Raw genomic sequence first — 25,349 nt, 5'->3', positions numbered from 1 at the left:
TGCCTCACTTGATCGAGGCCTTTTATGACGCAAACGAAAACGCTCAATATAGCAATGATCGAAGATGAACCTTTCAGTCGACTGGCACTGATGGAGATCTTAAAAAAATATCCTTATCATCACAAAGAACCAGAACTCCAGCTTATTTACAGTGACTTTTCGCTACAAGTCGTCGGTTGTGTCAGCAATACACCCGAACTCATAACGTTACTAGAAAGCAATCCTGAGATTGAAGTACTGTTACTGGATTATTCACTCGCGACAGGCGAAACAGACGAGAATGCGGATGCATCTCTGTCTCAGGATGGCGCCGGGCTTATCAAACGCCTTCTTCAGTTGCGCCCTGCATTGAAAATCATTGTGCATACCGCCCATAAAAGTCTGGCGGTAGCACGTCTCGCCTGGCAAGCAGGCGCGTGGGGGTTTGTGCAAAAAAGCAGTGATATTCAGGAGCTATTTTTTGCTATCTCGTATGTCGCCCGAGGTAAAAAATTCTTCCCTATTGAGCTGGCAGCACTGTCTCAACCCACAGAACAAAATACACACCATACTTTAACCGGGCGTGAAACCGAAGTGCTGCGGATGCTACTCAATGGTCTGAAACAAAAAGAAATCAGTGTGCGCCTTAATATCAGTTTTAAAACAGTATCCAACACGAAAACGCGTGCCTTCAAAAAGCTAGGGCTTACTTCAAACACTGATTTCTTTAAATATGCTCATGAAATTTCTCTCTAAATTATATCTGGTATTGGTCGTTACCCTGCTGTCATCAACCGTAGTTTATGCCACCAACACCATCAGTTTTTCACCGCAAGAGTTGGATTATATAAAATCTCACCCAGTGGTGAACTACGGTATTTTCCCAAACTCTTATCCAATTGAAACCTTTAATAGTAATGGCGAGCATATTGGATTAACTCGGGATTATATTGACTTAATCGCCGCTGCCACTGGGATAAACTTTAAGCCAGTGCTAACTAGCGACGACGACGAATCTATTGCAAATCTGGAGCGCGGTAAGATCTCATTACTTACCAGCACTTCCAGCGCCTTTGTCAAGGCTAATAACCTGATCAGTAGTGTGCCTATCTTTTCTACCTGGCCGGTGACTGTCACCCGCAAAGCCACGCGTCACATTGTGACCCCGGACGACGTTATGGAAGGGTATGTTGCCATCACTGATTACTTATCGCTGATTGAGTGGTTTACCAAGCAATTTCCAGGTGTACATTACAAAATCGTTTATTCTCCCGAAGAGACAATCGGTGAGGTGATAAACCGGCAGGCTGAAGCCGCAGTCGTCCTTTCACCCACCGCTCTCTACTATATGAATGTCAAATATCCGGGGCAGTTAAAAGTATCACGTCCTCACTCTTCCAAGATCTCCCTGGTAATGAGTACGCGGCCCGAAAATCAGCTCCTGATCGATATCATTAACAAAGTGATCGCATCCATTCCCGCTAAACAGCAAACGGAACTCACCACAAAATGGATTATTAGCGACAATAATATTCCGCTGCCGAGCGATAACACGCTGGCTTTCTATGTCGGGGGACTGGCTACAGTCTTATTATGCCTACTGCTATTCATTTTTTATCGTTACCGGCGGTTAAAACTAGAACTTGTCCAACTGGGTTCAAAAACCAATCTGGAATTGTCAGTTATTGCGCACGAATTACGCACGCCGTTGATTGGTATTCTGACCGCCTGCGAAGGACTGGTAGATAAAATAGCCTCAACCAGCCAGCGGGAAAGGCTTGCTAACGTTATTCATGTCACGCGGGAATTGCTGGATAATCTTGACCTGTCACTGGATAACGCCAAAATCAATGCCGGTTCGGTCACTCAAAACCCGCAACCGCATTTACTGGCTGAATTGTGCGATACCACGGTCAAACTCTTTACCAGTTTTGCCGAAACACATGGCACTACACTTCAGGTTCGCTACCTGTCAAAGCAGTTTTTTTTACCCCACCTAATCGATGGCACCCTGCTCTCTCAGGCACTGAACAATATTGTCAGCAATGCCATTAAGCACACCCATGGTGGTATGGTATTGATCGAATGCTCATTGCCACAAATGGACGGCAAGAACATGTTCAGCATTGAGGTAATCGACACCGGCACCGGTATCCCCAGCAAAGTACTGGCACGGCTTTCAGAGCCATTTTATCAAGGCAAACTCACTCGCACAGATAACGATACCCCTCACCCCAAAGGTACTGGGCTGGGATTATTCGTCGCCAAGAAAAATATGCATCTCACCGGCGGACATCTGGCCATCGCCAGCCAGCCTGGGGTCGGCTCACGGGTGACCATTGCCCTACCTGCTATTGCTGCCCATTATGCTATTGAAAACCCGCTACCTGAAGGGCTGCATATCATCATACCTGCAGATATATCTCCCTCACTTAGCGGTGAAATCACCCAGATTCTGGATGGCTGTAATCTGCCCTATTATTCCACTACTGAGCTACTCTCGGTTGCGGCTCGCGGGCCGGAGATTAAGCTGCATCTCGATCAGGTACAAAACCACTGGCAGTTGCACAATCACCTGGGAGAATCTATCGTCGTTCCCCGCCCGCTGTACGCCTCGGCTCTCTATCTTGCCATCACCGACTTATGTAATGAGGAACAAACACAAGACAGTGGTCGTGAAAATCCTGAGGTATGCTCACCCACCACTATTACAGAATCACGGCGTCTGTTGGTAGTGGAGGATGAGCCACTGCTGTTGGAAGTTCAGTATGAGTTATTTAGCAGCATGGGGTTTCAGGTAGATGCGGTAGCGAATACACAGCAGGCTTATCAAAGCTGGTTACAACACCACCATACCATTATTGTCACTGATTGCCGGCTCGATGAAAGTGATGGTTTTGAACTGGTTCGCCATCTGAGAAAATTGATGCAGGATATTCAGGAGCCTGTGCTGGTTATCGGCCAATCCGCCTCACTGAAAGCAGAAGATGCACAGCGCGCCCGCGAAGTCGGCATGGATTACTTGCTACAAAAACCTGTTGCACGCGAACAATGGCAGCAATTGATACGTGACTATTTTGCTTCTAAGGAAAAAGAGCATGACTGATACCACCTTCAGCGCACGATTTTACGCCAGTATTCGTGATTATCTTGGCCGTATTGAAGAGTTGATAAAAGAGGGTGATCTGGAGGCCGCGCAACAGCTCGGCCATAAGATGCTGGGATTGTGCCAGATGTTTGGCACCACTGAGCAGATAACCTTATGCGAAGCATTGGAATATGCCGAGAGCTTACAACATTTGCAACAAACTCTTTCACAGTTTTATGTGCTACTTGATCACAGCTAAATAAATAGCCCCGGCAGCTAGCTGGGGTTCGAAAAATGAAAGTACTGTTTGTTAATAAATGCCATAGTCAGGGTGTGTTACATCTTCAAAAAAAGCATCTGTATTGAAAATTAGCCAAGAATTCACAAGTTTTCCAAAATAGTCGCTATCGCAAACAACGTAAATCAGTTCGGAAAAATACGATTTTAGTATTTTACGTCGCCTACAGAATCAATATCAATCTGGTCATTTATTAAACTATTTTAATTATAGGATAACTCCCACAAGGATTGGAGAGTTCACCTAATTCAATTTTAAAATCAACCTGGTTAAACTGTACTTGAAATACAGCAGAGCCAATAAGAACTGAATAACACCTTCTAAAATTATTCATTTATAGCCTGCATAACTAAATTTAATTTAGTTAATAAGTACACCTGTAGTTAACACCATGTTTGCCGCTTGTATAGCGGCTTTTTTTAATCGGAAATGAAAATGAAAAAAAAGTATTCCTGGCAGCAAGTGATCTTACACTGGATTTCTGCATTGGTTATCATTTGGGCCACAATTTCCGGTTTTTATGTCGGTCTATTTGATGTATCTCCCGAACTGAAGACACTAACAGGATTTATTAATGTTTCGCTGACAACCTTATTGATCCCTGTATTCATTATTAGGATTTATTTCTACTTGGTATCAGAAAAACCTGAAGAGATTAATACTAATGGGTTCGCCCGTTTTATTGCTCACGCCGTACATTTCATTCTTTATCTAAATATTTCCGTGGTGCTGGTAACAGGAGTTCTGATGATGGAAAGAGATATCAACGTTTTTGATCTCTTTATCATCCCACAGCCTATTCATGACCTTGCTGTAACCAAACTATTCAACTCTATTCACATTCTTTCCTGCGCCACACTCGCTATATTAGTGTTGCTGCACATAGCAGCAGTCATTAAACATGAACTGAGTGGTAAAAAAGTGCTTAAGAGAATGTCACTCTAGTGAAGCAAGAGAAATATTAAATTGAATACACAGGTCAAGGATATAACAGCATGTTAGATAGGGAAGAATGCATCCAATTACTTAGCGATGAAACTCTCACTTATAAAGATATATTTACGTTGCAGTGTTCAATCAATAAGTTGGTCATCCATGCCAGCCAACAGACTATCGCCTTAAGTGAGGGGCAAAAAAGGCTGCTGGTTGCCTTGCTTAAGGATATTAATTGTAAGCGAAAGATCATTAATTTGGTTTGGTATGAAAATCATCAACGAATCAGTGATAACAACTATCATCAGCTGATATTTCAGTTACGTGCGTTATTGCAGCGCTATAACATCACTGGAGATCTGATTGTTACGATCCCTCATTATGGTCTTAAGTTAAATGAGGGGTCAATCAGTGTGTGCAATCCACAATCTGACAAAAAAGTGGAACAGCGCAGACAAAAGACAAGTGATACCGAACCCAAACGCAATGTCAATTTTGCCATTACCCGAATTGTCAATTTTGGGCGTTCATTATTTATATCTTCATAACTGGTCATAACTTGATTATACGAGATTATTTACACTCACTTGGCTTGGCTAAATATTTAAATACCAAGGTAAGAAATATTGTTGCGGCTTTACTGCTGCTCATTTTGATTTTGCTGCGTATTGAGCATCATCCGCTGCCACTTTGGTTATCCACTACAGACGATAATGCAGAAACACATGCACCAGAAACGTATAAATCTGGCATTAAAGGAAATGAGACTGCAGAGCTCAAAAAGCTAAATTTATTTTCAACAGAAACAGTTGATGCTTCTGATAACCCCTATCGAGTGGGTTATTTAGCGGCAGATGATCCATTATTATTTCAGGCTCCACACAGCCGTTTGACCGCCCGTTTGGTGGGTGTACTGACCAGTAGCATACATGAGAAGAGTATTGCCATTATTGAGCAGAACAAGCACCAGAGTTCCTACAGCCAGGGTGAAAAACTACCAGAGAATCATGCTGTGGTGATAAAAATATTTGACGACCGCGTCATCATTAATCACCAAGGATATTACGAATCCCTGTTGTTAAATTAAGCGTTAATTGATTGAAATAACCTTAACTGACGGCAGAATTTATCTCATTATTAGATTAAAGATGAAAAAATGATATTTAATCGCGATATAACATTAAATTATTATCAGAATATCAGCACATTAAGTCAGCGGATTATATCCTTTGGCGTCATTATGCTATTGCTAATGACTGCACTATATCAACCACGGGCAAATGCTGAAACTTTTTCTGTTAACTTCAAAAATACTGATATTAATGAGTTTATCAATACCGTCAGTAAAAACTTGAATAAAACCGCCATTATCGATCCGGCAGTAAAAGGAAATATCAGCGTACGCAGCTATCAGGAGCTGGAACCTGAACGTTACTATCCTTTCTTCCTGAGTGTCCTGGAAGTTTATGGCTTTACCGTGGTCAATATGCCCGGTGATGTGATCAAAATTATTCCGGCCAAAAATGCCAAAGGTTCCGCTATCCCTTTAATTGAAGGTGAAAACCCGGCAGAAGGCGACGAAGTTGTCATGCGTGTAGTTTCATTACATAACGTTGCCGCCAAAGAACTGGCTCCGCTGCTACGCCAACTGAATGATGCCGCTTTCGGCACTGTTGTTCATTATGACCCTTCAAATGTCTTGTTGTTAACCGGGCGAGCGGCAGTGGTTAATCAGCTAGTCGCCATTATTAAAAATGTCGATAAAGCAGGTGACCAAACAGTTGAAACCATCAAATTACAGTTTGCCTCGGCTTCCGAGGTGGCACGTATTGCTGAATCTCTACATAAAAGTAGTGGAAAGAATGCCAGTGGCAGAATGTCTGCCACTATTGTGGCCGACGAACGCACCAATTCGGTATTGATCGGTGGTGAAGAACAAGTACGCAAACGCATGATCGACACCGTACAAGAGTTGGATAGACAAGGTGATATCCACGGCAATACCAAAGTTATTTATCTCAAATTTGCCAAGGCAGAAAGCCTGTTAGACGTCCTGAATGGCGTGAGTACCAACCAGCAGGGTGGTAAAAGCCAGGCTACCCCTGCCGTTGCCATGATGAAAAATGTGGTCATTAAGGCCGATGCACAAACTAACTCCCTGATTATCAATGCTGCTCCTGATTTGCTGCGTGATCTTGAACAGGTCATTAATCAATTGGATATTCGCCGGGCGCAAGTCCTGGTCGAAGCCATCATTGTCGAAGTTCAGGACAGTGACGCACTGAATCTAGGGGTGCAATGGTTTAATCACAATGGCGGCGGCAGTAATTTCCCGGAAAACGGCGCATCTGCCAGCTCTATCACCTCTAATGATGTGGGCAGTTCGCTTAAAGGCATCACCGGTCTGGCTACTGGTTTTTACCGTGGTAACTGGAGCGGCCTGTTTACCGCCCTGCGTACCAATAGTCAGAACGATATTTTGGCAACCCCCAGCATTGTGACGCTCGACAATATGGAAGCGGAATTCAGTGTCGGTCAGGAAGTCCCTGTTTTGAGCGGTTCTCAAACCACCACCGGAGATAATATTTTCCGCACGGTAGACCGTAAAAGTGTCGGCATTAAGCTGAAAGTCAAACCGCAAATCAATAAAGGCGACTCGGTGTTGCTTGAAATTGAACAGGAAGTTTCCAGTGTGGCAGAGAAAGCACCCGGTGGAACGGGCGATCTGGGCGCGACTTTCAACACTCGCATGGTCAAAAATGCGGTGATGGTTGGCAGTAATAATATTGTGGTAGTTGGCGGGTTACTGGATAGCACCAGCCATGATGTCACCAGTAAAGTTCCTGTGCTAGGCGATATTCCGGGTATTGGTTTTCTGTTCCGTTCAACATCGCAAAAAATGGTGAAACGTAACCTGATGCTGTTTATCCGTCCAACGATTATTCGTGAACAAGGCGACTATGTTGATGCCAGTAAGCAAAAACTCGATAAATTTCAACAAGAGCAAGACATTGATCGCACCACTAACGGGCAACGTATTAATGAGAATCTGAACAAAGCACTGTCTGGGGGTCACTCTCTAAACGCACTGCAAAATGACATCAATGCCTTTTATACCCTGGGGGCACGATGAGCCAGACAGTAACACTGCAGCCACAGTTACCCTTTGCCTGGGTACAACAATATGGGGTGCTGCATCAGCAACACCCTGTGTACGGTGAACAACTGTTATTTCGGCAATCTGCCAGCCCGGAAGCCCTGCTGGAAGCCAGGCGTATGCTGCCGTTGGGTCAGTTGCAATTTGTCAGTGACGAGGTTTTCGAGTCCAGCATGGTTGAGCATTACCAGCAAGACTCGGATCAAGCGCGCCAAATGATGGAAAATCTGGGCAATGAAATCGATTATTGTCAATTGGCTGATGCACTGCCACAAAGCGACGACTTGCTAGACAGCGATGACGGTGCGCCGATTATTCGTCTGATCAACGCCATCCTGGGTGAAGCTATCAAAGAAGGTGCATCCGATATTCATGTCGAACCTTTCGAGCGCCAATTAGCCATTCGTTTTCGTATTGATGGCGAGTTACGCCAAATCCTCTCGCCGCCACGCCAATTGGCTGCATTGTTGGTATCGCGTATCAAGGTGATGGCCAAGTTGGATATTGCCGAAAAACGCTTGCCTCAGGATGGGCGTATTTCTCTGCGTATTGCTGGCCGGGCGATTGATATTCGTGTTTCCACTCTGCCGTCCAACCACGGTGAGCGCGTGGTTATGCGTTTACTGGATAAAAACAATATGCGGCTCGACCTGTCTCATTCAGGAATGGCCGCTGATAAACAGGCATTGTTCAGCGAAATTCTGAAGCAGCCCCACGGGATTATTCTGGTCACGGGGCCCACCGGATCAGGCAAAAGTACCACGCTGTACGCCGCACTTCAGCAAATCAACAGCCAGTCGCTCAATATTATGACGGTCGAAGATCCTATCGAATACGATCTGGATAATATTGGTCAGACTCAGGTTAATGCCAAAGTGGATATGACCTTCGCCCGCGGTCTGCGCGCGATCCTGCGCCAGGACCCTGATGTGGTGATGATTGGTGAGATACGTGATACCGAAACAGCACAAATTGCTGTGCAGGCTTCACTCACCGGGCATCTGGTGCTCTCGACTCTGCATACCAATAGCGCCAGTGGAGCCGTCGGGCGCTTGCGCGATATGGGCGTCGAGCCTTTCTTGCTCGGCAGCTCACTTATCGGCGTGCTGGCGCAGCGGCTGGTGCGCACACTCTGTCAGCACTGTAAAAAACAGGAACAGGTTAGCGCCGACGTGCTGCAACGCTTTGGTTTTACCCCTGCTGATAACGGGATACACAGCCTTTTCCATCCTGGTAGCTGCGAACAGTGCAATTTCACCGGCTATCGCGGGCGTACCGGTATACACGAGCTGATGCATGTCACTGATTCATTACGTGAAGCTATTTCTCAGGGATGTAGTGAAGTTGAGTTGGAAAAAAAACTCCACCAGCAAACCCCAAGCATTCGCCATGACGGTTTCGAGAAAGTTCTCGCCGGGGTCACCAGCCTTGAAGAGGTTTTACGTGTCACCAGAGCCAGTGAACCATGATCCAGTACCAATATTTGGCTGTTAACGATAACGGCAAAAAATGTCGTGGCACACTGAGCGCAGAATCCCCCAGAGCGGCACGGGCGCAATTGCTTGGGCAACAACTGACACCGATCAGCCTGACACCTGAAAGTGACGCACCGAGTAAGTTTTCACTCTCGCTTGGGCGCTCTCAGGATAATATTGGTGGCAATGATTTAGTGTTACTGACACGTCAATTGTCGACGCTGGTTGCCGCTGCGTTACCGCTGGAAGAGGCTTTGCAGGCTTTGGCGCAACAGAGTGAAAAGCCACGCCATCGCGCAGTGCTGGAGCAAGTGCGTAATAAAATATTGGAAGGCCTGCCACTGGCTGACGCACTTGCCAGTTTCCCTAAAACATTTACCTCGCTGTTTCGCACTATGGTCGCTGCCGGAGAGGCTTCCGGTCATCTTGATAAAGTGTTGTTACGACTGGCAGATAATGCCGAGCAGAGCCAAAAGCTAAAAAGCAAAATGCTCCAGGCCATGATCTACCCGCTGGTGCTCACGGTGGTTGCTATTGCAGTAGTGGCAATCCTACTCACCGCAGTGGTGCCTAAAGTGATCGAGCAATTTATCCATATGCAACAGGCGCTACCACTTTCCACTCGCCTGCTTATTTCAATCAGTGACGTATTACGCGACTTTGGTCTGTGGGCATTATTAGCGTTTTTGCTGACAGCATTGGGTATACGCCAATGGCTAAAGCCCGCTGACAACCTGATGTGGTGGCATAAAAAAATGCTGAATTTGCCGTCGATCGGCCGGGTGGTACTGGATCTCAATCTCGCCCGTTATGCCCGCACCCTGAGCATTCTCAACGCCAGTGCAGTACCGCTTTTGGAAGCCATGCATATCAGTGCCTCAGTATTGGCGAACAACTATGCACGCCAACAATTAGTTGAAGCCAGCGAAAAAGTCCGCGAGGGCAGCCGTTTGGCAACAGCACTGGAACATACCGGCTTATTGTCGCCAATGATGCGCCACATGATCGCCTCGGGAGAGAACAGTGGTGAGTTGGACAGCATGCTGGAACGGGCCGCCGACATTCAGGAAAACGCCTTTGTCAGCCGGATGACCATCGCGCTGGCACTGTTTGAGCCGCTACTGGTGGTCAGCATGGCTACCGTGGTGCTGTTTATTATTCTCGCCATTCTACAACCCATCTTGCAGCTCAACAGCATGATGGGATAACCCCAAATTATCGACGATTTAAGGAATATTGACTTATGAAAACTCAACCGACCCTATTAGCACGCAAACACCGTCAAGGCGGCTTTACCTTACTGGAAATTATGGTGGTCATTGTCATTCTTGGCGTGCTCGCCAGTCTCACCATTCCCAGTCTGATGGGTAACAAAGACCGGGCTGATAACCAAAAAGCGGTCAGCGATCTGGTTACGCTGGAAAACGCCTTGGATATGTACAAGTTAGATAATAGCCGCTATCCCACCACCGCTCAGGGTCTGAGTGCGCTGGTGACGAAGCCGACTCTGGCTCCCGTACCGAGAAGCTACCGGGCCGAAGGCTATATTCGCCGCCTGCCAGCGGATCCATGGGGTAGCCCCTACCAGCTGACCAGCCCTGGTGAACATGGTGCGGTTGATATCTATTCCGTCGGCCCCGATGCGCTACCACAGACTGAAGATGACATTAACAACTGGGATATCGGTGCTAACGGTGAGGAAAACCCGTAATGCAGTCGCTAAAGGCTAAAACTGCCAGCCGTGGCTTTACCTTAATGGAAATCATGTTGGTACTGGTGCTATTGGGCTGCATGGCCAAGCTGGTACTGGGCACGTTTCCCTCAGCCAGCAAGATAAATCAGGAAAGCGATCGGTTAGCCGTGGCATTGCAATGGGCGGCACAACAAGCTGAACAGGATGGCAAAGTGTACGGGCTTTCTGTTTCCCATGATAAATGGCAGTTGATGACACTCAATAACCAACCCCATACCAAAGGGGAAAGTTACCTGTGGCCACACCATTACTGGCACCCGATCAACAACGGGAAATTAAAACAGCAGCGCCAGCTACCTGATGGTCTGAACCTTGAGCTGACCTTACAGGATCAACCAATCCCACTAAACAATATGCAGGATAACGGATTGATTAATGAGCCGAAAATTGTCTTTTTCCCCGGAGGAGAAAGCTCGATCTTCGAGCTAACCTTAAGCGAAAAAGAGGGTCAGACACGGCGCATCACGGAACAAGGCGTATTGCCTGATACTGAGGCCTCACGCCCCGCCACACTTTCGTATAACGAAACGCAAGGGAATTAATCCTGATGAATTGCCGTGGCATGACGTTATTGGAAGTGTTGGTCGCCTTGGCGGTACTGGCATTGGCAGGTTTGGCCATCATTAAAAGTACTGGTGAACAGGTCAGGAATCTCAGTCATCTTGAAAAGAAACAATTTGCCGCCTGGGTCGCTGAAAACCAATTGGTCAGGTTGCGGCTGCAAAATGTCTGGCCAGCAGAGCGTTGGCATGAAGGTAAAAGTTCGATGGCTGATATCACCTGGCATTGGCGCTGGCGTGGTGTCGCGACATCGGATGCCAAAGTACGTGCACTGGAAATTGAAGTCAGTCAAGACGAACGCTATAGCGCCTCGTTAGCCGAGCTACGCAGTTATCAGGTTAAACCATGAGTCAGGTTAAATTATGTCAGGCTAAACAGCAGGGATTCACCCTGATAGAAATGATGCTAGCCATCGCCCTGTTTTCCCTTCTTAGCATGGCAGGCTATCAGTTGCTGCAAGCGGTGCTGCGTAACAGCGAATTGACGCATCAACACGCCACCAGACTGGCTGACATTCAACGTGCCTTTACCTTAATGGAACGCGATATTTCCCATGCACGGATTCGGCCAATAGTCCCTTCGTCATTATCCGCAACTAATGACTTCCATGTGTCACGTGTCGGGAAAAACCACAGCCTGACACTAATCCATGATAACTGGCGCAACCCCGCAGCTTTTCTCCCACGATCCAGCCTGGAAAAAGTGACCTGGCAAATTCAGCAGGGAAAACTTGAGCGTTTGAGCCATCACCAGCCTGATAACCAGCAAACGCGGCCTAAATTGAGTGTCTCGCTGGATAATATTAATACTTTCAAACTGCGTTTTTGGTCACAGGGGCGTTGGCAAGATGGCTGGAGCAATAGCCGAACCTTACCAGAAGGAATTGAAGTCACTTTGGAGACGGGTGACTTTGGCAACTTACAACGGGTCTTCTTTCTAACGGTGAATCATGAAAAATAATCACCAGCGCGGAATGGCTCTACTGGTAGTACTAATGATCACCGCCATGATGACCATTACTGCCGTCAGTATGAATGACCACTGGTTGCGGGCGTTTAATCGCGCCACCAGCAGCCAATTTTATCAGCAAAGTAAATGGTTGCTGCTCAGCATGGAATCATTGGTTCAGCACCAGCAATTATCACCTTTACCCGCAGATAAAATTCATCTGGGCCAGCCTTGGGCGCGCGCTGCTCAACAAATTTCGCTGGATGGAAATCAGGTGAGTTTCAGCCTGCGCGATCGCCAATCCTGCTTTAATCTCAATGGCATTGGTCAGGGCGGCGTCACCGGTAAAAAAGTTAGAAAACCGACAAAGACAGAAACAGAGGCAAAAACAGAGGCCGAGGCTGAAACCGAAACTCAAACTGAAACAGAAGAGCCATTAGCACCCTATTCTCAGCAGGTATTTCAACATCTGTTGATGACACAGGGTTTAAACGCGGCACAGGCACAAGAGACAACCTTTGCGCTGGCCGACTGGTTAGATAAAGACGATATATCCCGCAGTGGTGGGAGTGAGGCGGCGCTGTATCAGCAACGCCGCCCAATATTGATTCCGGCTAACCGTCCAATGCTCAATATTAGCGAGCTTAGAGTGCTACCTGGTGTCAGTCAGGCTCTATTCCAGCGCTTGAAACCGCTGATTTGCACACTACCCAATCAGAATTTACGCATCAATATTAATACCTTGTCTTCTGCTCAGGCACCATTGCTGGCAGCACTTTTTTTGGGGGAAATGTCGGTAGAGGAGGCTCAGAAACTGATAGACAGCCGCCCAGTCAACGGTTGGGAAAACATCAACGATATTAAATCCTTTATTGCAGATAACGATGCCTCGTTTGCTAAGGCACAAACTGCCCTCACGCTGACCAGCAACTACTTTGAGTTGTTGTTATGGCTGGATGAAAATCAGCAAAACAACAGCATGCGCAGCCTATTCCAGCGAGATGGAAAGGTTATTAAGGTTCTTTCCCGTCAATACGGTCTTAGTGATTGAAATGAAATCTATGTTATTACAGAAAAATAAAACATCTTGCGACGAATTATTTATCTCTCTCGATGAGAGCGACGGGCAGTTGGTTCACTGGTATCACCAGCCCAGCCAGGGAGATGCGCTGCAAGGTGAGTTGGCAGATGAAACCGCGTTGCATGAGTTGTTACCTCTGGCGGCCACCAGCCAGATTACATTATTGATTCCTGCAAAAAATATGCTGTTCAAACCAGTTACATTCAATGGTAAATATCGCCAGCAACACCTGTCGGCACTCAGCTGGCAGCTGGAGTCATTTTGCCCAGGTGATGTGGAACAATTACATCTCACTGTGTTGCAACGCCACGGAACGCAGTTCTCTGTCGCGGCAATAGATAAAAACCAATTGCAACAGTGGTTAGGCTGGTTGCGTAGTGCAGGTCTGACAGCCTCAAGAGCATTACCTGATGTACTGGCACTGCCGGTGCCAACTGCTGGCTGGACTGCCGCTTGTTTTAAAAACACCTGGCTGATACGTCAATCGGCGGATCAAGGATTCAGTGCTGCTGATGATGAAGAACTGGGTTTTATTCTCGGCCGTTATCCCACCGTACCCACTATCTTAAGCTACAGCCAACGTCCAGAAACTGAGCCGACGTGGTTGCAAAAAAGCGATCAACCTATCTGGCCACTGTTGGTTCAAGGTGCGCAGAAAAATAGTATCAATTTACTGCATGGGGATTTCACCCCGCCCCGCACAACTAAAGCGCGAGGAAATAAATTACTGGCCGTTTTAGCGGCATTTTATCTGCTGACCTTTATCACTGAACCCGTGCTAAACGGCTATCTCACTCAGCAACAAGTCGAGCAAATACAACACAAAACACAGCAGCTATATCAGCAGAACTTCCCTGGCGCCACGCCCCCCAAACAGTGGGTACAGGGCATAGCCCAGCAAATCCATCAATTGGAAAAAGGCATTACGCCCCCCGGCCTGTTAAGCCAACTGAGAATGGCAATGCCCACGTTACAGCCGTTGAAAGGGGTCAAAACGCAAGCAATGGAATGGCAGAGTGACACGCTATCCTTAACATTTAATCTCGCTGAACCAGAACTCTTGGCACGTATCCCGCGTCAAAACTCGAACACACTCAGCATAACTACCCAACCAGTGGATCAGCAGCACAGTCTGCTAACCGTCAAAGGAACTAACAATGATGACAAAGATTAAGCAACGCTGGCAAAATTACAGTAAACGTGAACAATTGATTTTTTCCCTCGGCGGCTTGGTATTGCTGGGCCTGATAGTTAGCCAAGGCATTGTTGCCCCACTCGAAAATTATCAGCGCCAAAGTACACAAAACTTACACAACGCCCAACGTGATTTTGCTGCGTTATTGCAACAACAGGATCGAATTAGCAATTTACAGGCACAGCAACCACCACAATACGCACTATCGGCAGATCGAGCGCTACATGAAAGCGCACATCAAAAAAACATCACGATAACTTTGCTGGAAGCCAATGCCAACCGGGCTGTTGTCGCGCCATTATCTCTCCCTTTCTCCCAGTTATTGAGCTGGCTGGAACAGTTGGAGGCGCAATATGGTTTACAAGCTAGCCAGCTAAAATTGGTTGCTGATGCCAACAATCCCAAACGGGTTTATATCACTACCCTGGTATTGCAACGCACCGAGACCACAACATTATGATGGACATATTCTATGCTCTCCAAACGACTACGCCGCTGTGGTGGTGTAGTCTGGCCTTACTTGGTCTGTGTGTCGGCAGTTTTCTTAACGTGGTCATTTATCGGCTGCCACTGATGTTAACCAGCACTCAACCGGACGACTTCAACCTCTGCTTACCTCACTCCCACTGCCCTCAATGCCAAACTCAATTGAAATGGAGAGATAATATTCCGCTGTTCAGTTGGCTATGGTTACAGGGGCAATGTCGCTTCTGCCAGAATTCAATCCCAATGCGCTACCCACTGGTCGAAGTGATAACCATGCTGGTGACATTATTGATGGCAGCTATCATTCCATTTGGCAGCCCGCTTCTGGCAGCGTTGTTACTCAGTTGGACATTGATAGCACTTACCCTGATCGATATCGATCACTTGCTGTTACCGGACAACCTGACATTACCGCTGCTATGGGCTGGATTACTATTTCATCTATTTAACGACACATTACCCTTAAGTGATGCCGTCATTGGCGCGGTGAGTGGATATTTGATTTTATGGTGCCTTTACTGGGCATTTTGGTGGATCACCCGGCGAGAAGTTCTCGGTTATGGGGATTTTAAATTATTGGCTGCATTAGGAGCATGGTTGGGATGGATGGCATTGCCTTCTTTACTACTAGCCGCTTCGCTAACCGGTATCGCTTTCGCACTGATTTTCCGCTTGCTTAGGAAGCGGCCACTAAATACGGCGCTCCCATTTGGGCCGTTTCTCGCATTCAGTGGCTGGGTTTTATTCTTACAACAGTATATCCAATAGATTTTCCCCCTACGAGGACGCTAACGCGGCGAATTATTGTTTACGTTGCGTTGCGCCTCGTCCACAAAATCAACCATCAATAAATTAAGTTCGTTACATAACGACTTTTCAGCACTATTTTCTTTCACTAACGCCAAATAACGTTCCTGACTATGCTCGCCAAGTAATTTATACGCCGGGGCACGGGTATCCCAGTGGCGAGAAGCCGCCAGTTTTAGCGCCGTTTTTACCAATACAGCTTCATCAGGAACATCGGTGCGCTGACAATCCTTCTGTAGATAATGCGCACCAGCAACCAAAGCCGACAATTGCTTAATTTGCTGTTGGGCTGGAGGTTGAACTGTTTTATTCATCGGTTGTTGGCAACCTGCCAATAAAACTAAAGGTAACAACCAGGATAATTTACGTGTGGTAGATAACATTTTTTAACTCGTCAATAATAAGGAATTAATAATTTTAAATCAGGAGACGAAACCAGAACACCATTACTTCCTTATTACCCAGGAATAACCCAACTCTAATTTTGGAATACGTTAATTCCATATTAGTAAGATAAAAGAAAAGATCTGACCACAGCGCACCAACACTGCGTCAACACCATGATTCAATGTGAAAAACTCATTAAAATCCATTCCAAAAAAATCAATTATTGGCCTTTAATATTTATAATGACAAAAAGTTTCAACATCCTAATAAATTCATCTATGTTTTATTCCGCCAACAATATTATTTAGCAACAAAGTATCTGTTAGCAGAAAGAATTGTCTTCGATACAAAAAATACGACTCCGATGAAATCGTTCAATGGAAGTTATTTATATAATAGGAAAGGAATAAAACATGAAATTGAATAAAATTATGTTAGCTATGGTAGTTATGTCGATTAGCGGTGGTGCAATGGCCCATGGCTTCATTGAGAATCCACCATCACGTAACTTCCTGTGTCACGTTGATGGCAAAAACATGAATAAAGATTGTGGTGCAGTTCAATATGAACCACAAAGCTCTGGCGAAACCGCCGATGGTTTCCCGGAAAAAGGCCCTGAAGACGGTAAACTGGCCAGTGGCACCAACTGGATCAGCCAGCAACTTAATCAACAGACATCAGATCGCTGGGCAAAAGTTAAGATGAAAGCTGGAGTGCAAAAATTCACCTGGGCCTTTACTCAATCACATCCAATCGCCAGTTTTAAATATTATATGACCAAGCAAGATTGGGATTCAAATGCGCCATTGACCCGCGATTCATTCGAACTTACACCATTCTGCGAACTGCCATCCGCGCCAGCCATTCCGCAAGTTGGAGCAAAAGTTCGTACCTCTCACGAATGTGATGTTCCGGAACGTACTGGCTATCAGGTTATTTATGGCGCATGGGATGTTGCAGATACTGATGGCACCTTCTATCAAATGATTGATGCCGAATTCGAACCTGCAACGGGTGAAGTGACACCTTCTGAATGGTCTGTATCAGTCGGTAATATTGATCCTATCTCTGATTTGAACACTGGCGATAAAGTAAAAGTTCGCGTATTTACCGCTGCTGGCGAACAAGAGCATTTATCAATGGAAATGGTTATTGATAATGCATCACAAGGTAAGAAAAACAGTTGGACTCACGCTCTCGCCAGCAAAATCAACAAAGAACGCACTGATCTTCAGGCGGGTAAAGTGGCAGCATCTGGAAAGGTGGCCCCAGTTTACGGTGTGAATACCCTTTACACCAAAGCGGGCAGTGAGATTACCAGCATCGTCATTGCTATCGAAAAAGCACAGGTTGAAGTTCAGTCAAGTTTCTCAGTATCTGGTGTGAAAAGTGAATACCAGATGGCTGCGGGCGCACTGACCTTGCACGCCAATCTGAATACTGTAGGGAAAATGGATCTGGAAGCCAAAGTCTATGCTCCAGACAACTCAGTAACAGGCTATGCAAACGCCACTTTGGAAGATGCTTCGCAGAGTGTCTCCATTTCCATGGCTGACCTGAAAGCGGGCAAACACTCACTTGTTATCACCGGTACTGATGCAAAAGGTAACTCTCATCAGAAAAAATTCGACTTTATGATTAAGGGCGAGACTGTCAAACCAGAAGTCAAACCAGAAGTTAAACCTGAAGTTAAACCAGAAGCAGACGGCGCTAACAAGCAATGTACCGCACCAGCCTGGAGCAATAAATCAACTTACAATGCCAAAGATACCGTAACGCATAATGGCCGTATCTATATGAGCAAATGGTGGGCTGATAAGAATTCCGTACCTGGCGATGCAGCAGTCACGGATACCACAGGTAACAGCACCGGTTGGGGCCTGGTTTGGGAAGATAAAGGCGCGTGCTAATTACGTAAATTAATACCGCATGATAACAAGAGGCAGGGGAAACCCTGCCTCACCCGTTTCAAGGAAAAATGAAAAAATACGGGTTATTAATATTATTAACGCTATTGGAAACTTTATGAGTTCAATTCCCTCATCAAGCCGCGCCGCATGGCTAGCGCTGGTCACTCGTTTACACTTTTATATTGGCCTTTTTATCGCGCCATTTATCTTTTTTGCCGCATTAAGTGGCACCGGGTATGTGATTGCTCCCAACATCGAAAAAAACCTGTATTCCGAGCAGCTTTACCCTGGTAGTGAAGGTAAGGCTTATCCCTTAATGCAGCAAATTACTGCCGCGCAAGGTGCTGCGGGGGAAAATGCGCAGATTATTGCTGTTCGCCCAGCGCCTGCCAGTGGTGAAAGTACTCGCGTCATGTTCGCAGCATCAGGGCTTAATACCGGCGAAAGTCAGGCAATATTTATCGATCCTGTCACTCTGGCCGTGTTAGGAGATATGCCGGTTTATGGTTCCAGCGGTTCTTTGCCTTTACGTACCTGGTTGGACAAATTACACAGTGGCGCGTTGTTTGGCGATTTAGGGCGAAACTACAGCGAACTGGCCGCATCGTGGATGTGGGTCGCTGCACTGGGCGGCATCATTATGTGGGCAGTGCAACGACGTAAAAAAAAGCCGGTTACTGCAACGAAAAAAACGCATCGTCACCGTCATATCGTTATTGGCCTGACACTATTGCCCCTGCTACTGTTTATTTCAGTAACTGGCCTAACCTGGTCAAAATGGGCGGGGGATAATATCTCGGTATTGCGCACCACACTGGCGTGGAAAACACCATCATTGAACACCGCATTAACGTCAAAAATACCTGGCACCGATGACACTCCCCCCCCACACTGCGCAGCCCATGCTCCCGGTATGGCGATGCCATCCTACCAACTTTGGCGTTATGACGCCGTATTAGAACAGGCCAGGCTGGCAGGTATTGACGCCGCCAAGGTCGAGATTCGACCAGGTAACAGCAATAATCACGCCTGGACGGTGGCAGAAATCGATCGTAGCTGGCCAACTCAGGTTGATGCTCGAGCCTTTAATATCAAAACTATGCAGGTAGTTGATCAGTTGAATTTTGACCAATTTCCGCTAGTTGCAAAATTAATTCGCTGGGGTATTGATGCCCATATGGGCATCCTGTTTGGTGCCGCCAACCAACTTGTACTGATATTTTTTGGTATTGGATTGTGCAGCACTATTATCATGGGTTATTGCATGTGGTGGCGACGCCGGCCCAAACACCAACGATTCCCAATACAAGGTTCGCTGATGTCTTCACTGGGCCGCTTATCACTAATGAGTAAAATCCTCTGCCTGATCCCAACCTTATTATTGGCGTTTAGTCTGCCGCTGATGGGAATAAGCCTAACGGCATTCTTAATCCTCGACGGTTTGTGTTGGCTCAAAGCCCGCAGGCTTAAAGATGCTGGCTTGAAAACAGGTGAACAGGGAAGCTGATTGAAAATAACGCTCTGAAGAGATTTCAGGGCGTTTTAATTGCAATAAAAATAATTAAATTAAGATCATCGGAGGAGAAATAATATTTTTTTAAAAAATATAGTATTCCGACTTAAACGGAAATCCGTAAAATTCCGTTTCGATTGCAATAATTAAGTACATATCATTATTCCCACCACTCCTCAATGTTACTGTCGGAATTATGAGAGCAACGAAAACGTTAAATATAGCAATGATCGAAGATGAACCTTTCAGCCGCCTTGCACTAATGGAGATATTAAAAAAGTATCCTTATCATTACAAAAAGCCGGAACGTCAGCTTATTTCCAGCGCCTTTTCACTTCACGTGGCTGGTTATGCCAGCAATGCATCCGAACTCATTCAATTACTCAAAAGTAACCCTGAGATAGAAGTGCTGTTGCTGGATTATTCACTGGCAGACTACGAAGCAGGGACAGATGTATCACTGTCTCAAGATGGTGCAGGGCTTATCAAACGCCTTCTTCAGTTGCGTCCTGCCTTGAAAATTATTGTGCATACCGCTCATAAAAGTCTGATAGTAGCGCGTCTTGCCTGGCAGGCGGGTGCATGGGGATTTGTACGCAAGAGTAATGATATTCAGGAACTATTTTTTGCTATCTCGTATGTCGCTCGTGGTAAGAAATTCTTCCCTATTGAGTTGGCAGCACTACCTTCATCCACGAAAGATGACACACAGTATGCTTTAACGGTGCGTCAAACTGAAGTCCTAAGAATGTTACTCAATGGCGTGAAACAAAAAGAGATCAGTACGCGTCTGAATATCAGTTTTAAAACAGTATCCAACACGAAAATACGCGCTTTCAAAAAACTGGGGCTGACTTCAAACACCGACTTTTTCCAATATGCCCATGAAATTTCTTTATAAAGCCTATCTGATATCGGCGTTTACTCTACTTTCATCGACAAGTGGTTATACCGCCACCATCAATTTCTCACCGGAGGAACTGCGTTATATAGAGGAAAATCCGGTGGTAAAATATGGTATATCCCCACATTTTTATCCTATTGAGAATTTTAATAGCACTGGGGAGCATATTGGGCTGACTCGGGATTATATCGATATCATCTCCGCCGCTACCGGAATAAAATTTCAGCCGGTATTCAGTAACAATAGCATTAGACCTTTTGTGAATCTGCAAAGCGGCCATGTCTCGCTACTCACCAGTACATCCAGCGCATTCGCACAGGCTAAGGGGCTGGCAAGCAGCATTCCAATGTTTTCTACCTGGCCAGTCACCGTCACGCGTAAGGCGACGCGCCATATCGAAACACCAGATGATCTACTGGAAGGTTATGTTTCCATCACCGACTATCTGTCGCTGATTGAATGGTTTACTGAACAATTTCCCAGTATTAATTATAAAGTATCGCGTTCGCCCGAAGAGGCAATCGGTGAAGTGATACACGGGCGAGCTAAAGCTGCGGTCGTCCTCTCACCCACCGCACTTTATTATATGAATGTCGTTCATCCTGGGCAGTTAAAAATGTCACATCCCCATAAAGTGAAGATCCCCAGAGTAATGAGTGCACGGCCCGAAGATCAGATCCTGATCGATATTATTAACAAAGTCATCGCGTCCGTTTCCGCCAAACAGCAATCTGATCTCATGGCAAAATGGATGCTCGGCGACACGAGTTCTCAACCGGAGAATATCCAACCAAGTTGGTACTACTATAGTCTGGCCATTACATTGTTATGCTTGCTGTTATTTGTCTATTATCGTAACCGACAGTTAAAAATGGCATTCATCCGACTGGGGTCTAAAAATAATCTGGAACTGTCGGTTATTGCACACGAATTACGCACACCATTGATTGGTATTCTAACCGCCTGCGAAGGACTGGTAGACAAAATAACCTCAATCAGCCAGCGGGAAAGGCTCGCTAACGTTATTCATGTCACGCGAGAATTGCTGGATAATCTTGATCTGTCACTGGATAACGCCAAAATCAATGCCGGTTCGGTCACTCAAAATCCTCAGCCGCAGTTGCTGGCAGAGTTATGCGATACCACGGTCAAACTGTTTATCAGTTTTGCCGAAACACACGGCACCACACTTCAGGTTCGCTACCTGTCAAAGCAGTTCTTTTTACCCCACCTGATCGATAGCGCCCTGCTTTCTCAGGCACTGAATAATATTGTCAGCAATGCCATAAAACACACTCATGGCGGTATGGTATTGATCGAGTGTTCATTACCGCAAGTGAATGGCAAGTATATGTTCAGTATTGAGGTAATTGATACCGGCACCGGTATCCCCAGTAAGGTACTGGCACGGCTTTCAGAGCCGTTTTATCAAGGCAAACTCGTACACGCAGGTAGCGATACCCCTCATCCCAAAGGTACAGGGCTGGGATTATTTGTCGCTAAGAAAAATATGCATCTCAGCGGAGGACATCTGGCCATTGCCAGTCAGCCGGGAGTGGGTTCGCGGGTGACTATAGCCCTACCTGCTATTTCTGCGCATTATGCTATTGAAAATCCGCTACCTGAAGAGCTGCATATCATTATACCCACGCAGCTCCCCTCCTCGCTCTGCGGTGAAATCACCCAGTTTCTGGATGGCTACGAATTACCCTATTACTCTGCCGCAGAGCCACTCCCTTCAACTGCATGCGGGCTGACAATTGAACTGCATCTGGATCTCGAGCAAAACCACTGGCAACTGCACAATCAACAAGGAACATCGATCGTCGTTCCCCGCCCGCTGTATGCCTCAGCACTCTATCTTGCCATCACTGACTTATGCAATGAGCAGCAAGCGCTGGAAAATCGTCATGAAAAAACCGAGTTCCCCTCGCCCTGCACTATTACAGAATCACGCCGTCTGTTGGTCGTCGAGGATGAGCCACTGCTGCTGGAGGTTCAGTATGAACTGTTTAGCAGTATGGGATTTCAGGTAGATGCAGTAGCAAACACACAGCAGGCGTATCAGAGTTGGCTACAACACCACCATGCTATTATTGTGACTGACTGTCGACTTGATGAGAGTGACGGTTTTGAACTGGTTCGTCATCTGAGAAAACTGATGCGGAAGACGGCAGAACCGGTATTAGTTATCGGTCAGTCAGCTTCACTGAAAGCAGAAGATGCACAGCGCGCCCGTGAAGTTGGCATGGATTACCTGCTACAAAAACCGGTTGCACGCGAGCAATGGCAGCAATTAATACGTGACTATTTCGCCTTAAGAAAATAATAACAAGCAAACCAAGCGCAACAAGTTGGCCTCGAAAAGTGAAAGAATCCATAGTGATTGAATGACAAGCTATTGCTTTTACATAATCCAACGAGGCCAGCATGCAGATTACTTTTTTTAAACCAGCAAACAGCTTCAGTGTCTTTAATAAAAAGAGTAAACCTACTCTTGCGGAGTGCACTAAAGCAGAAGAAAATCTCCAAGAAAAAATTAATAACGTAGTCAATATACTTAATGCACATGCAGTGAAACATTATTTAAATACATCTCTCATTTCTCTGCCGAAAAATGAAAGTAAACGTAATAGTACCTCTGAGATTAGAAATGCTCTCGCTCAGGGGAATTCACTTGCTAAAATATTAAAATGCATTACTGAGAATAATACTACAGCTACAATCCGTGCTGAAAACAAAGAAATAACCAAGCTAACCAAATTATTAGATAAATATGAAAAGCAGACTGAAAAACTAGAAAACAAAGGGCAACTAGCAAAAATAAAAAAATCACAAGAAATAGTAGTAGCGGAAAATAAATTAGATATCATAAAGTTAAACAGTAGCTTGCCAGAGGTAGTCACAGCACAAGAAATATATAACAAACAAGAAATAGCCAAGATAAGTAAAACAAGTAAATTACTAGGAATAAATGCATCTCTAGTGAGTGCTTCAGCACGTGAAAAAATGGGAATTATTATTGAGTATTTAACTACCACCCCTGGCTATTTCAAGGAAGAAGGAATATTTCGACATTCTGGATCCAAGGATATAATATCTAACATTACAAAATATATAGATATTGGCATCAATACCAAGGAAGAAATATTCAGCTTCTTAAAAGCAGTTAATGATTTTCACTGTATTACTGGAGCAATTAAAGAATACTTTAAATTATCATTAACCACTGGCGATAAAGAAACCATTCAATATTTAGTTAAAGCTCATAAAGCTGAAGTTGCACCTAAAAATGCCCCACAGCTAAAGCAGCAACCATTGCCAATACAGGAACTACTACCTTTCTTAGCAAAAATTGAATGTAATAAAAAAAATCTAATGACAGCCAATAGTCTGGCCAGAATATTGGCACCACAACTCCAAAATAATGACACAAAGAAACCCACTGTCGAGGAGGCACATGAATTAACTGAATTGTATATACCGTATGTAGAACATTTAATTAGTAGTAAGCTCTGCCATCCAGTGATAGCGCCGAAACCTAGTGAATGAATCAAGATAAATAGATTTTTGAGCTGCCCACAATTAACCCCGCAACTCATTCTGTAAAACTGACACCTTTAATTCGGTAATCGGTCAGACGACTACCGAATACCCCACCTCCATCGACAAAATTACCTCTATTTGTGATCGCTGCATTGTTATGCGTAACAATCTAAAGTAACAATATTTTGATGTGATTTTGATCACATTTCATCGCGTTATTTACCTCTTTAATACGATCACTCCCACGAATATAGAGGTGATATGAAAATTGATTCCCCAGCCTGTGTTGTAACAGGCGAGAAAGCGGTTACGCTGAAACATTATGAAATTGACTACAGCGGTGTAGATTGTTTGGTGAAAATAATTCGCGGCGGTATTTGTGGCTCTGATTTGCATTATTACCAGCATGGTCGTGTCGGTAATTACGCAATAACAGCACCAATGATACTGGGTCATGAGGTTATTGGAATTATTGAAAAATCTGATCGGGCCGAACTCCCCCCTGAAACTCATGTTGCCATTAATCCCAGCAAACCCTGTGGCACATGTAAGTATTGCCGGGCAAAAGAAGAAAACCAGTGCATCAATATGCATTTTTTCGGTAGTGCAATGTATACCCCACATATTGATGGCGGTTTTAGCCAATATAAAATTGTCAGCGGCGATCAGTGCATCCCCTATTCAGCTACCGTCGACGGGCAAATTATGGTATTTGCTGAGCCCTTGGCTGTGGCCATTCATGCCGTAAAACAGGCTGGCGATATTACTGGAAAAAAAGTTTTTGTTTCAGGTGTTGGGCCAATAGGTTGCCTGGTGGCGGCGGCCGCCAAAGTCTTAGGTGCGGCAGAAATAGTGACAGCTGACTTAAGTGAGCGCTGCTTGCAGATTTCACTGGCAATGGGGGCAGATAAAGCTATTGCAGCCAACTCAACAATGTTAGATGAATATGCAAATGAAAAAGGATATTTCGATATATCATTTGAAGCATCTGGGCATCCTTCTTCGGTTAATCGCTGCTTACAGATAACCCGCGCAAAAGGGAATATAGTTCAAGTCGGCATGGGTGGCCCAATAAATGAGTTCCCAATGATGACGCTTATTGCAAAAGAAATTAGCTTGATTGGTACATTCAGATTTACTGAAGAGTTCCGTACTGCGGTAAATTGGCTTGAAAATAAAAAAATCAATCCATTACCACTGTTATCATCAGAATACAATTATAGCGACTTTGAACAAGCACTGATATTTGCTGGTGACAAATCTCGAGCATCAAAAGTACAATTAGTTTTTTAGTTTCGCGACTAAATCAATAAGCACGACTTATTATT

Annotated in this window: 24 protein-coding genes; 23 read left to right on the top strand and 1 reads right to left on the bottom strand. The window is 45.4% G+C overall.

Annotated features, from left to right (window positions below; all coding sequences use genetic code 11):
- Positions 1-24 precede the first annotated feature (24 nt).
- The 17 genes from FTB31_RS10710 (at position 25) to FTB31_RS10630 (ending at position 15,722) form a co-directional block, all read left to right on the top strand.
- A complete protein-coding gene (locus FTB31_RS10710; protein WP_077175132.1) occupies positions 25-735 on the top strand; it encodes a response regulator transcription factor in 711 nt (236 codons plus the stop codon).
- Positions 719-3,085: an ATP-binding protein gene (locus tag FTB31_RS10705; protein WP_227719352.1), complete on the top strand. Its 2,367-nt coding sequence runs from the start codon at positions 719-721 to the stop codon at positions 3,083-3,085. Before FTB31_RS10710 ends, FTB31_RS10705 begins: the two co-directional genes overlap by 17 nt.
- Positions 3,078-3,326, top strand: a complete 249-nt coding sequence (locus FTB31_RS10700) for an Hpt domain-containing protein (RefSeq protein WP_077175134.1) — start codon at positions 3,078-3,080, stop codon at positions 3,324-3,326. Before FTB31_RS10705 ends, FTB31_RS10700 begins: the two co-directional genes overlap by 8 nt.
- Positions 3,327-3,800: 474 nt before the next feature.
- Positions 3,801-4,310, top strand: coding sequence for a cytochrome b (locus FTB31_RS10695; protein ID WP_077295335.1), 510 nt, complete (start codon positions 3,801-3,803; stop codon positions 4,308-4,310).
- A 50-nt stretch (positions 4,311-4,360) separates the two neighbouring features.
- Positions 4,361-4,846, top strand: a complete 486-nt coding sequence (locus FTB31_RS10690) for a winged helix-turn-helix domain-containing protein (RefSeq protein WP_077175136.1) — start codon at positions 4,361-4,363, stop codon at positions 4,844-4,846.
- Positions 4,847-4,857: 11 nt separating this feature from the next.
- Complete coding sequence (locus FTB31_RS10685; RefSeq protein ID WP_227723074.1) at positions 4,858-5,385, top strand: type II secretion system protein N; 528 nt, start codon at positions 4,858-4,860, stop codon at positions 5,383-5,385.
- A 153-nt stretch (positions 5,386-5,538) separates the two neighbouring features.
- Positions 5,539-7,431, top strand: coding sequence for a type II secretion system secretin GspD (gene gspD, locus FTB31_RS10680; RefSeq protein WP_227720364.1), 1,893 nt, complete (start codon positions 5,539-5,541; stop codon positions 7,429-7,431).
- A complete protein-coding gene (gspE, locus tag FTB31_RS10675) occupies positions 7,428-8,924 on the top strand; it encodes a type II secretion system ATPase GspE (protein WP_077175139.1) in 1,497 nt (498 codons plus the stop codon). Before gspD ends, gspE begins: the two co-directional genes overlap by 4 nt.
- On the top strand, positions 8,921-10,138 hold the full coding sequence (gspF, locus tag FTB31_RS10670) for a type II secretion system inner membrane protein GspF (RefSeq protein ID WP_077295329.1): 1,218 nt from the start codon (positions 8,921-8,923) through the stop codon (positions 10,136-10,138). The genes gspE and gspF overlap by 4 nt, the downstream gene beginning before the upstream one ends.
- A 35-nt stretch (positions 10,139-10,173) precedes the next feature.
- Positions 10,174-10,641 carry a type II secretion system major pseudopilin GspG gene (gene gspG / locus FTB31_RS10665; RefSeq protein WP_077175141.1) on the top strand — a complete coding sequence of 156 codons (468 nt, stop codon included), beginning with the start codon at positions 10,174-10,176 and terminating at the stop codon, positions 10,639-10,641.
- Positions 10,641-11,225 carry a type II secretion system minor pseudopilin GspH gene (gspH, locus tag FTB31_RS10660; protein ID WP_050077224.1) on the top strand — a complete coding sequence of 195 codons (585 nt, stop codon included), beginning with the start codon at positions 10,641-10,643 and terminating at the stop codon, positions 11,223-11,225. Before gspG ends, gspH begins: the two co-directional genes overlap by 1 nt.
- Positions 11,226-11,230: 5 nt before the next feature.
- Positions 11,231-11,593 carry a type II secretion system minor pseudopilin GspI gene (gspI, locus tag FTB31_RS10655; protein ID WP_050077223.1) on the top strand — a complete coding sequence of 121 codons (363 nt, stop codon included), beginning with the start codon at positions 11,231-11,233 and terminating at the stop codon, positions 11,591-11,593.
- Positions 11,590-12,204, top strand: a complete 615-nt coding sequence (gene gspJ, locus FTB31_RS10650) for a type II secretion system minor pseudopilin GspJ (protein ID WP_072081812.1) — start codon at positions 11,590-11,592, stop codon at positions 12,202-12,204. The genes gspI and gspJ overlap by 4 nt, the downstream gene beginning before the upstream one ends.
- Complete coding sequence (gspK, locus tag FTB31_RS10645) at positions 12,194-13,243, top strand: type II secretion system minor pseudopilin GspK (RefSeq protein WP_050077220.1); 1,050 nt, start codon at positions 12,194-12,196, stop codon at positions 13,241-13,243. Before gspJ ends, gspK begins: the two co-directional genes overlap by 11 nt.
- A 1-nt stretch (position 13,244) precedes the next feature.
- Positions 13,245-14,447, top strand: coding sequence for a type II secretion system protein GspL (gene gspL, locus FTB31_RS10640; protein WP_077295327.1), 1,203 nt, complete (start codon positions 13,245-13,247; stop codon positions 14,445-14,447).
- The gene (gene gspM, locus FTB31_RS10635) at positions 14,431-14,928 is read left to right on the top strand and encodes a type II secretion system protein GspM (protein ID WP_227720369.1); all 498 of its coding nucleotides are present in this window, start codon (positions 14,431-14,433) and stop codon (positions 14,926-14,928) included. The genes gspL and gspM overlap by 17 nt, the downstream gene beginning before the upstream one ends.
- The gene (locus FTB31_RS10630; RefSeq protein WP_175628092.1) at positions 14,925-15,722 is read left to right on the top strand and encodes a prepilin peptidase; all 798 of its coding nucleotides are present in this window, start codon (positions 14,925-14,927) and stop codon (positions 15,720-15,722) included. Before gspM ends, FTB31_RS10630 begins: the two co-directional genes overlap by 4 nt.
- A gap of 20 nt (positions 15,723-15,742) precedes the next feature.
- Here the strand turns inward: FTB31_RS10630 and gspS are convergent, their stop codons facing one another.
- Positions 15,743-16,144 carry a type II secretion system pilot lipoprotein GspS gene (gene gspS / locus FTB31_RS10625; RefSeq protein ID WP_050077217.1) on the bottom strand — a complete coding sequence of 134 codons (402 nt, stop codon included), beginning with the start codon at positions 16,142-16,144 and terminating at the stop codon, positions 15,743-15,745.
- A gap of 417 nt (positions 16,145-16,561) precedes the next feature.
- Between gspS and gbpA the strand changes: the two genes are divergently transcribed.
- The 6 genes from gbpA (at position 16,562) to idnD (ending at position 25,314) form a co-directional block, all read left to right on the top strand.
- Positions 16,562-18,058, top strand: a complete 1,497-nt coding sequence (gbpA, locus tag FTB31_RS10620) for an N-acetylglucosamine-binding protein GbpA (RefSeq protein WP_227726798.1) — start codon at positions 16,562-16,564, stop codon at positions 18,056-18,058.
- A gap of 115 nt (positions 18,059-18,173) precedes the next feature.
- Positions 18,174-19,565 carry a PepSY-associated TM helix domain-containing protein gene (locus tag FTB31_RS10615; RefSeq protein WP_077175143.1) on the top strand — a complete coding sequence of 464 codons (1,392 nt, stop codon included), beginning with the start codon at positions 18,174-18,176 and terminating at the stop codon, positions 19,563-19,565.
- Positions 19,566-19,767: 202 nt separating this feature from the next.
- Positions 19,768-20,472: a response regulator transcription factor gene (locus tag FTB31_RS10610; RefSeq protein ID WP_050077212.1), complete on the top strand. Its 705-nt coding sequence runs from the start codon at positions 19,768-19,770 to the stop codon at positions 20,470-20,472.
- On the top strand, positions 20,456-22,804 hold the full coding sequence (locus tag FTB31_RS10605; protein WP_227728988.1) for an ATP-binding protein: 2,349 nt from the start codon (positions 20,456-20,458) through the stop codon (positions 22,802-22,804). The genes FTB31_RS10610 and FTB31_RS10605 overlap by 17 nt, the downstream gene beginning before the upstream one ends.
- Positions 22,805-22,905: 101 nt before the next feature.
- A complete protein-coding gene (locus tag FTB31_RS10600; RefSeq protein WP_227731363.1) occupies positions 22,906-24,027 on the top strand; it encodes a RhoGAP domain-containing protein in 1,122 nt (373 codons plus the stop codon).
- Positions 24,028-24,282: 255 nt separating this feature from the next.
- Positions 24,283-25,314: an L-idonate 5-dehydrogenase gene (gene idnD / locus FTB31_RS10595; protein ID WP_227719804.1), complete on the top strand. Its 1,032-nt coding sequence runs from the start codon at positions 24,283-24,285 to the stop codon at positions 25,312-25,314.
- Positions 25,315-25,349 lie beyond the last annotated feature (35 nt).

This window comes from Yersinia proxima, from assembly GCF_902170785.1.
In the GTDB taxonomy this organism is placed as follows: Bacteria; Pseudomonadota; Gammaproteobacteria; order Enterobacterales; family Enterobacteriaceae; genus Yersinia; species Yersinia proxima.
The sequence above is the reverse complement of the archived record's forward strand: the minus strand, read 5'-3'. Positions and strand labels throughout refer to the sequence as shown.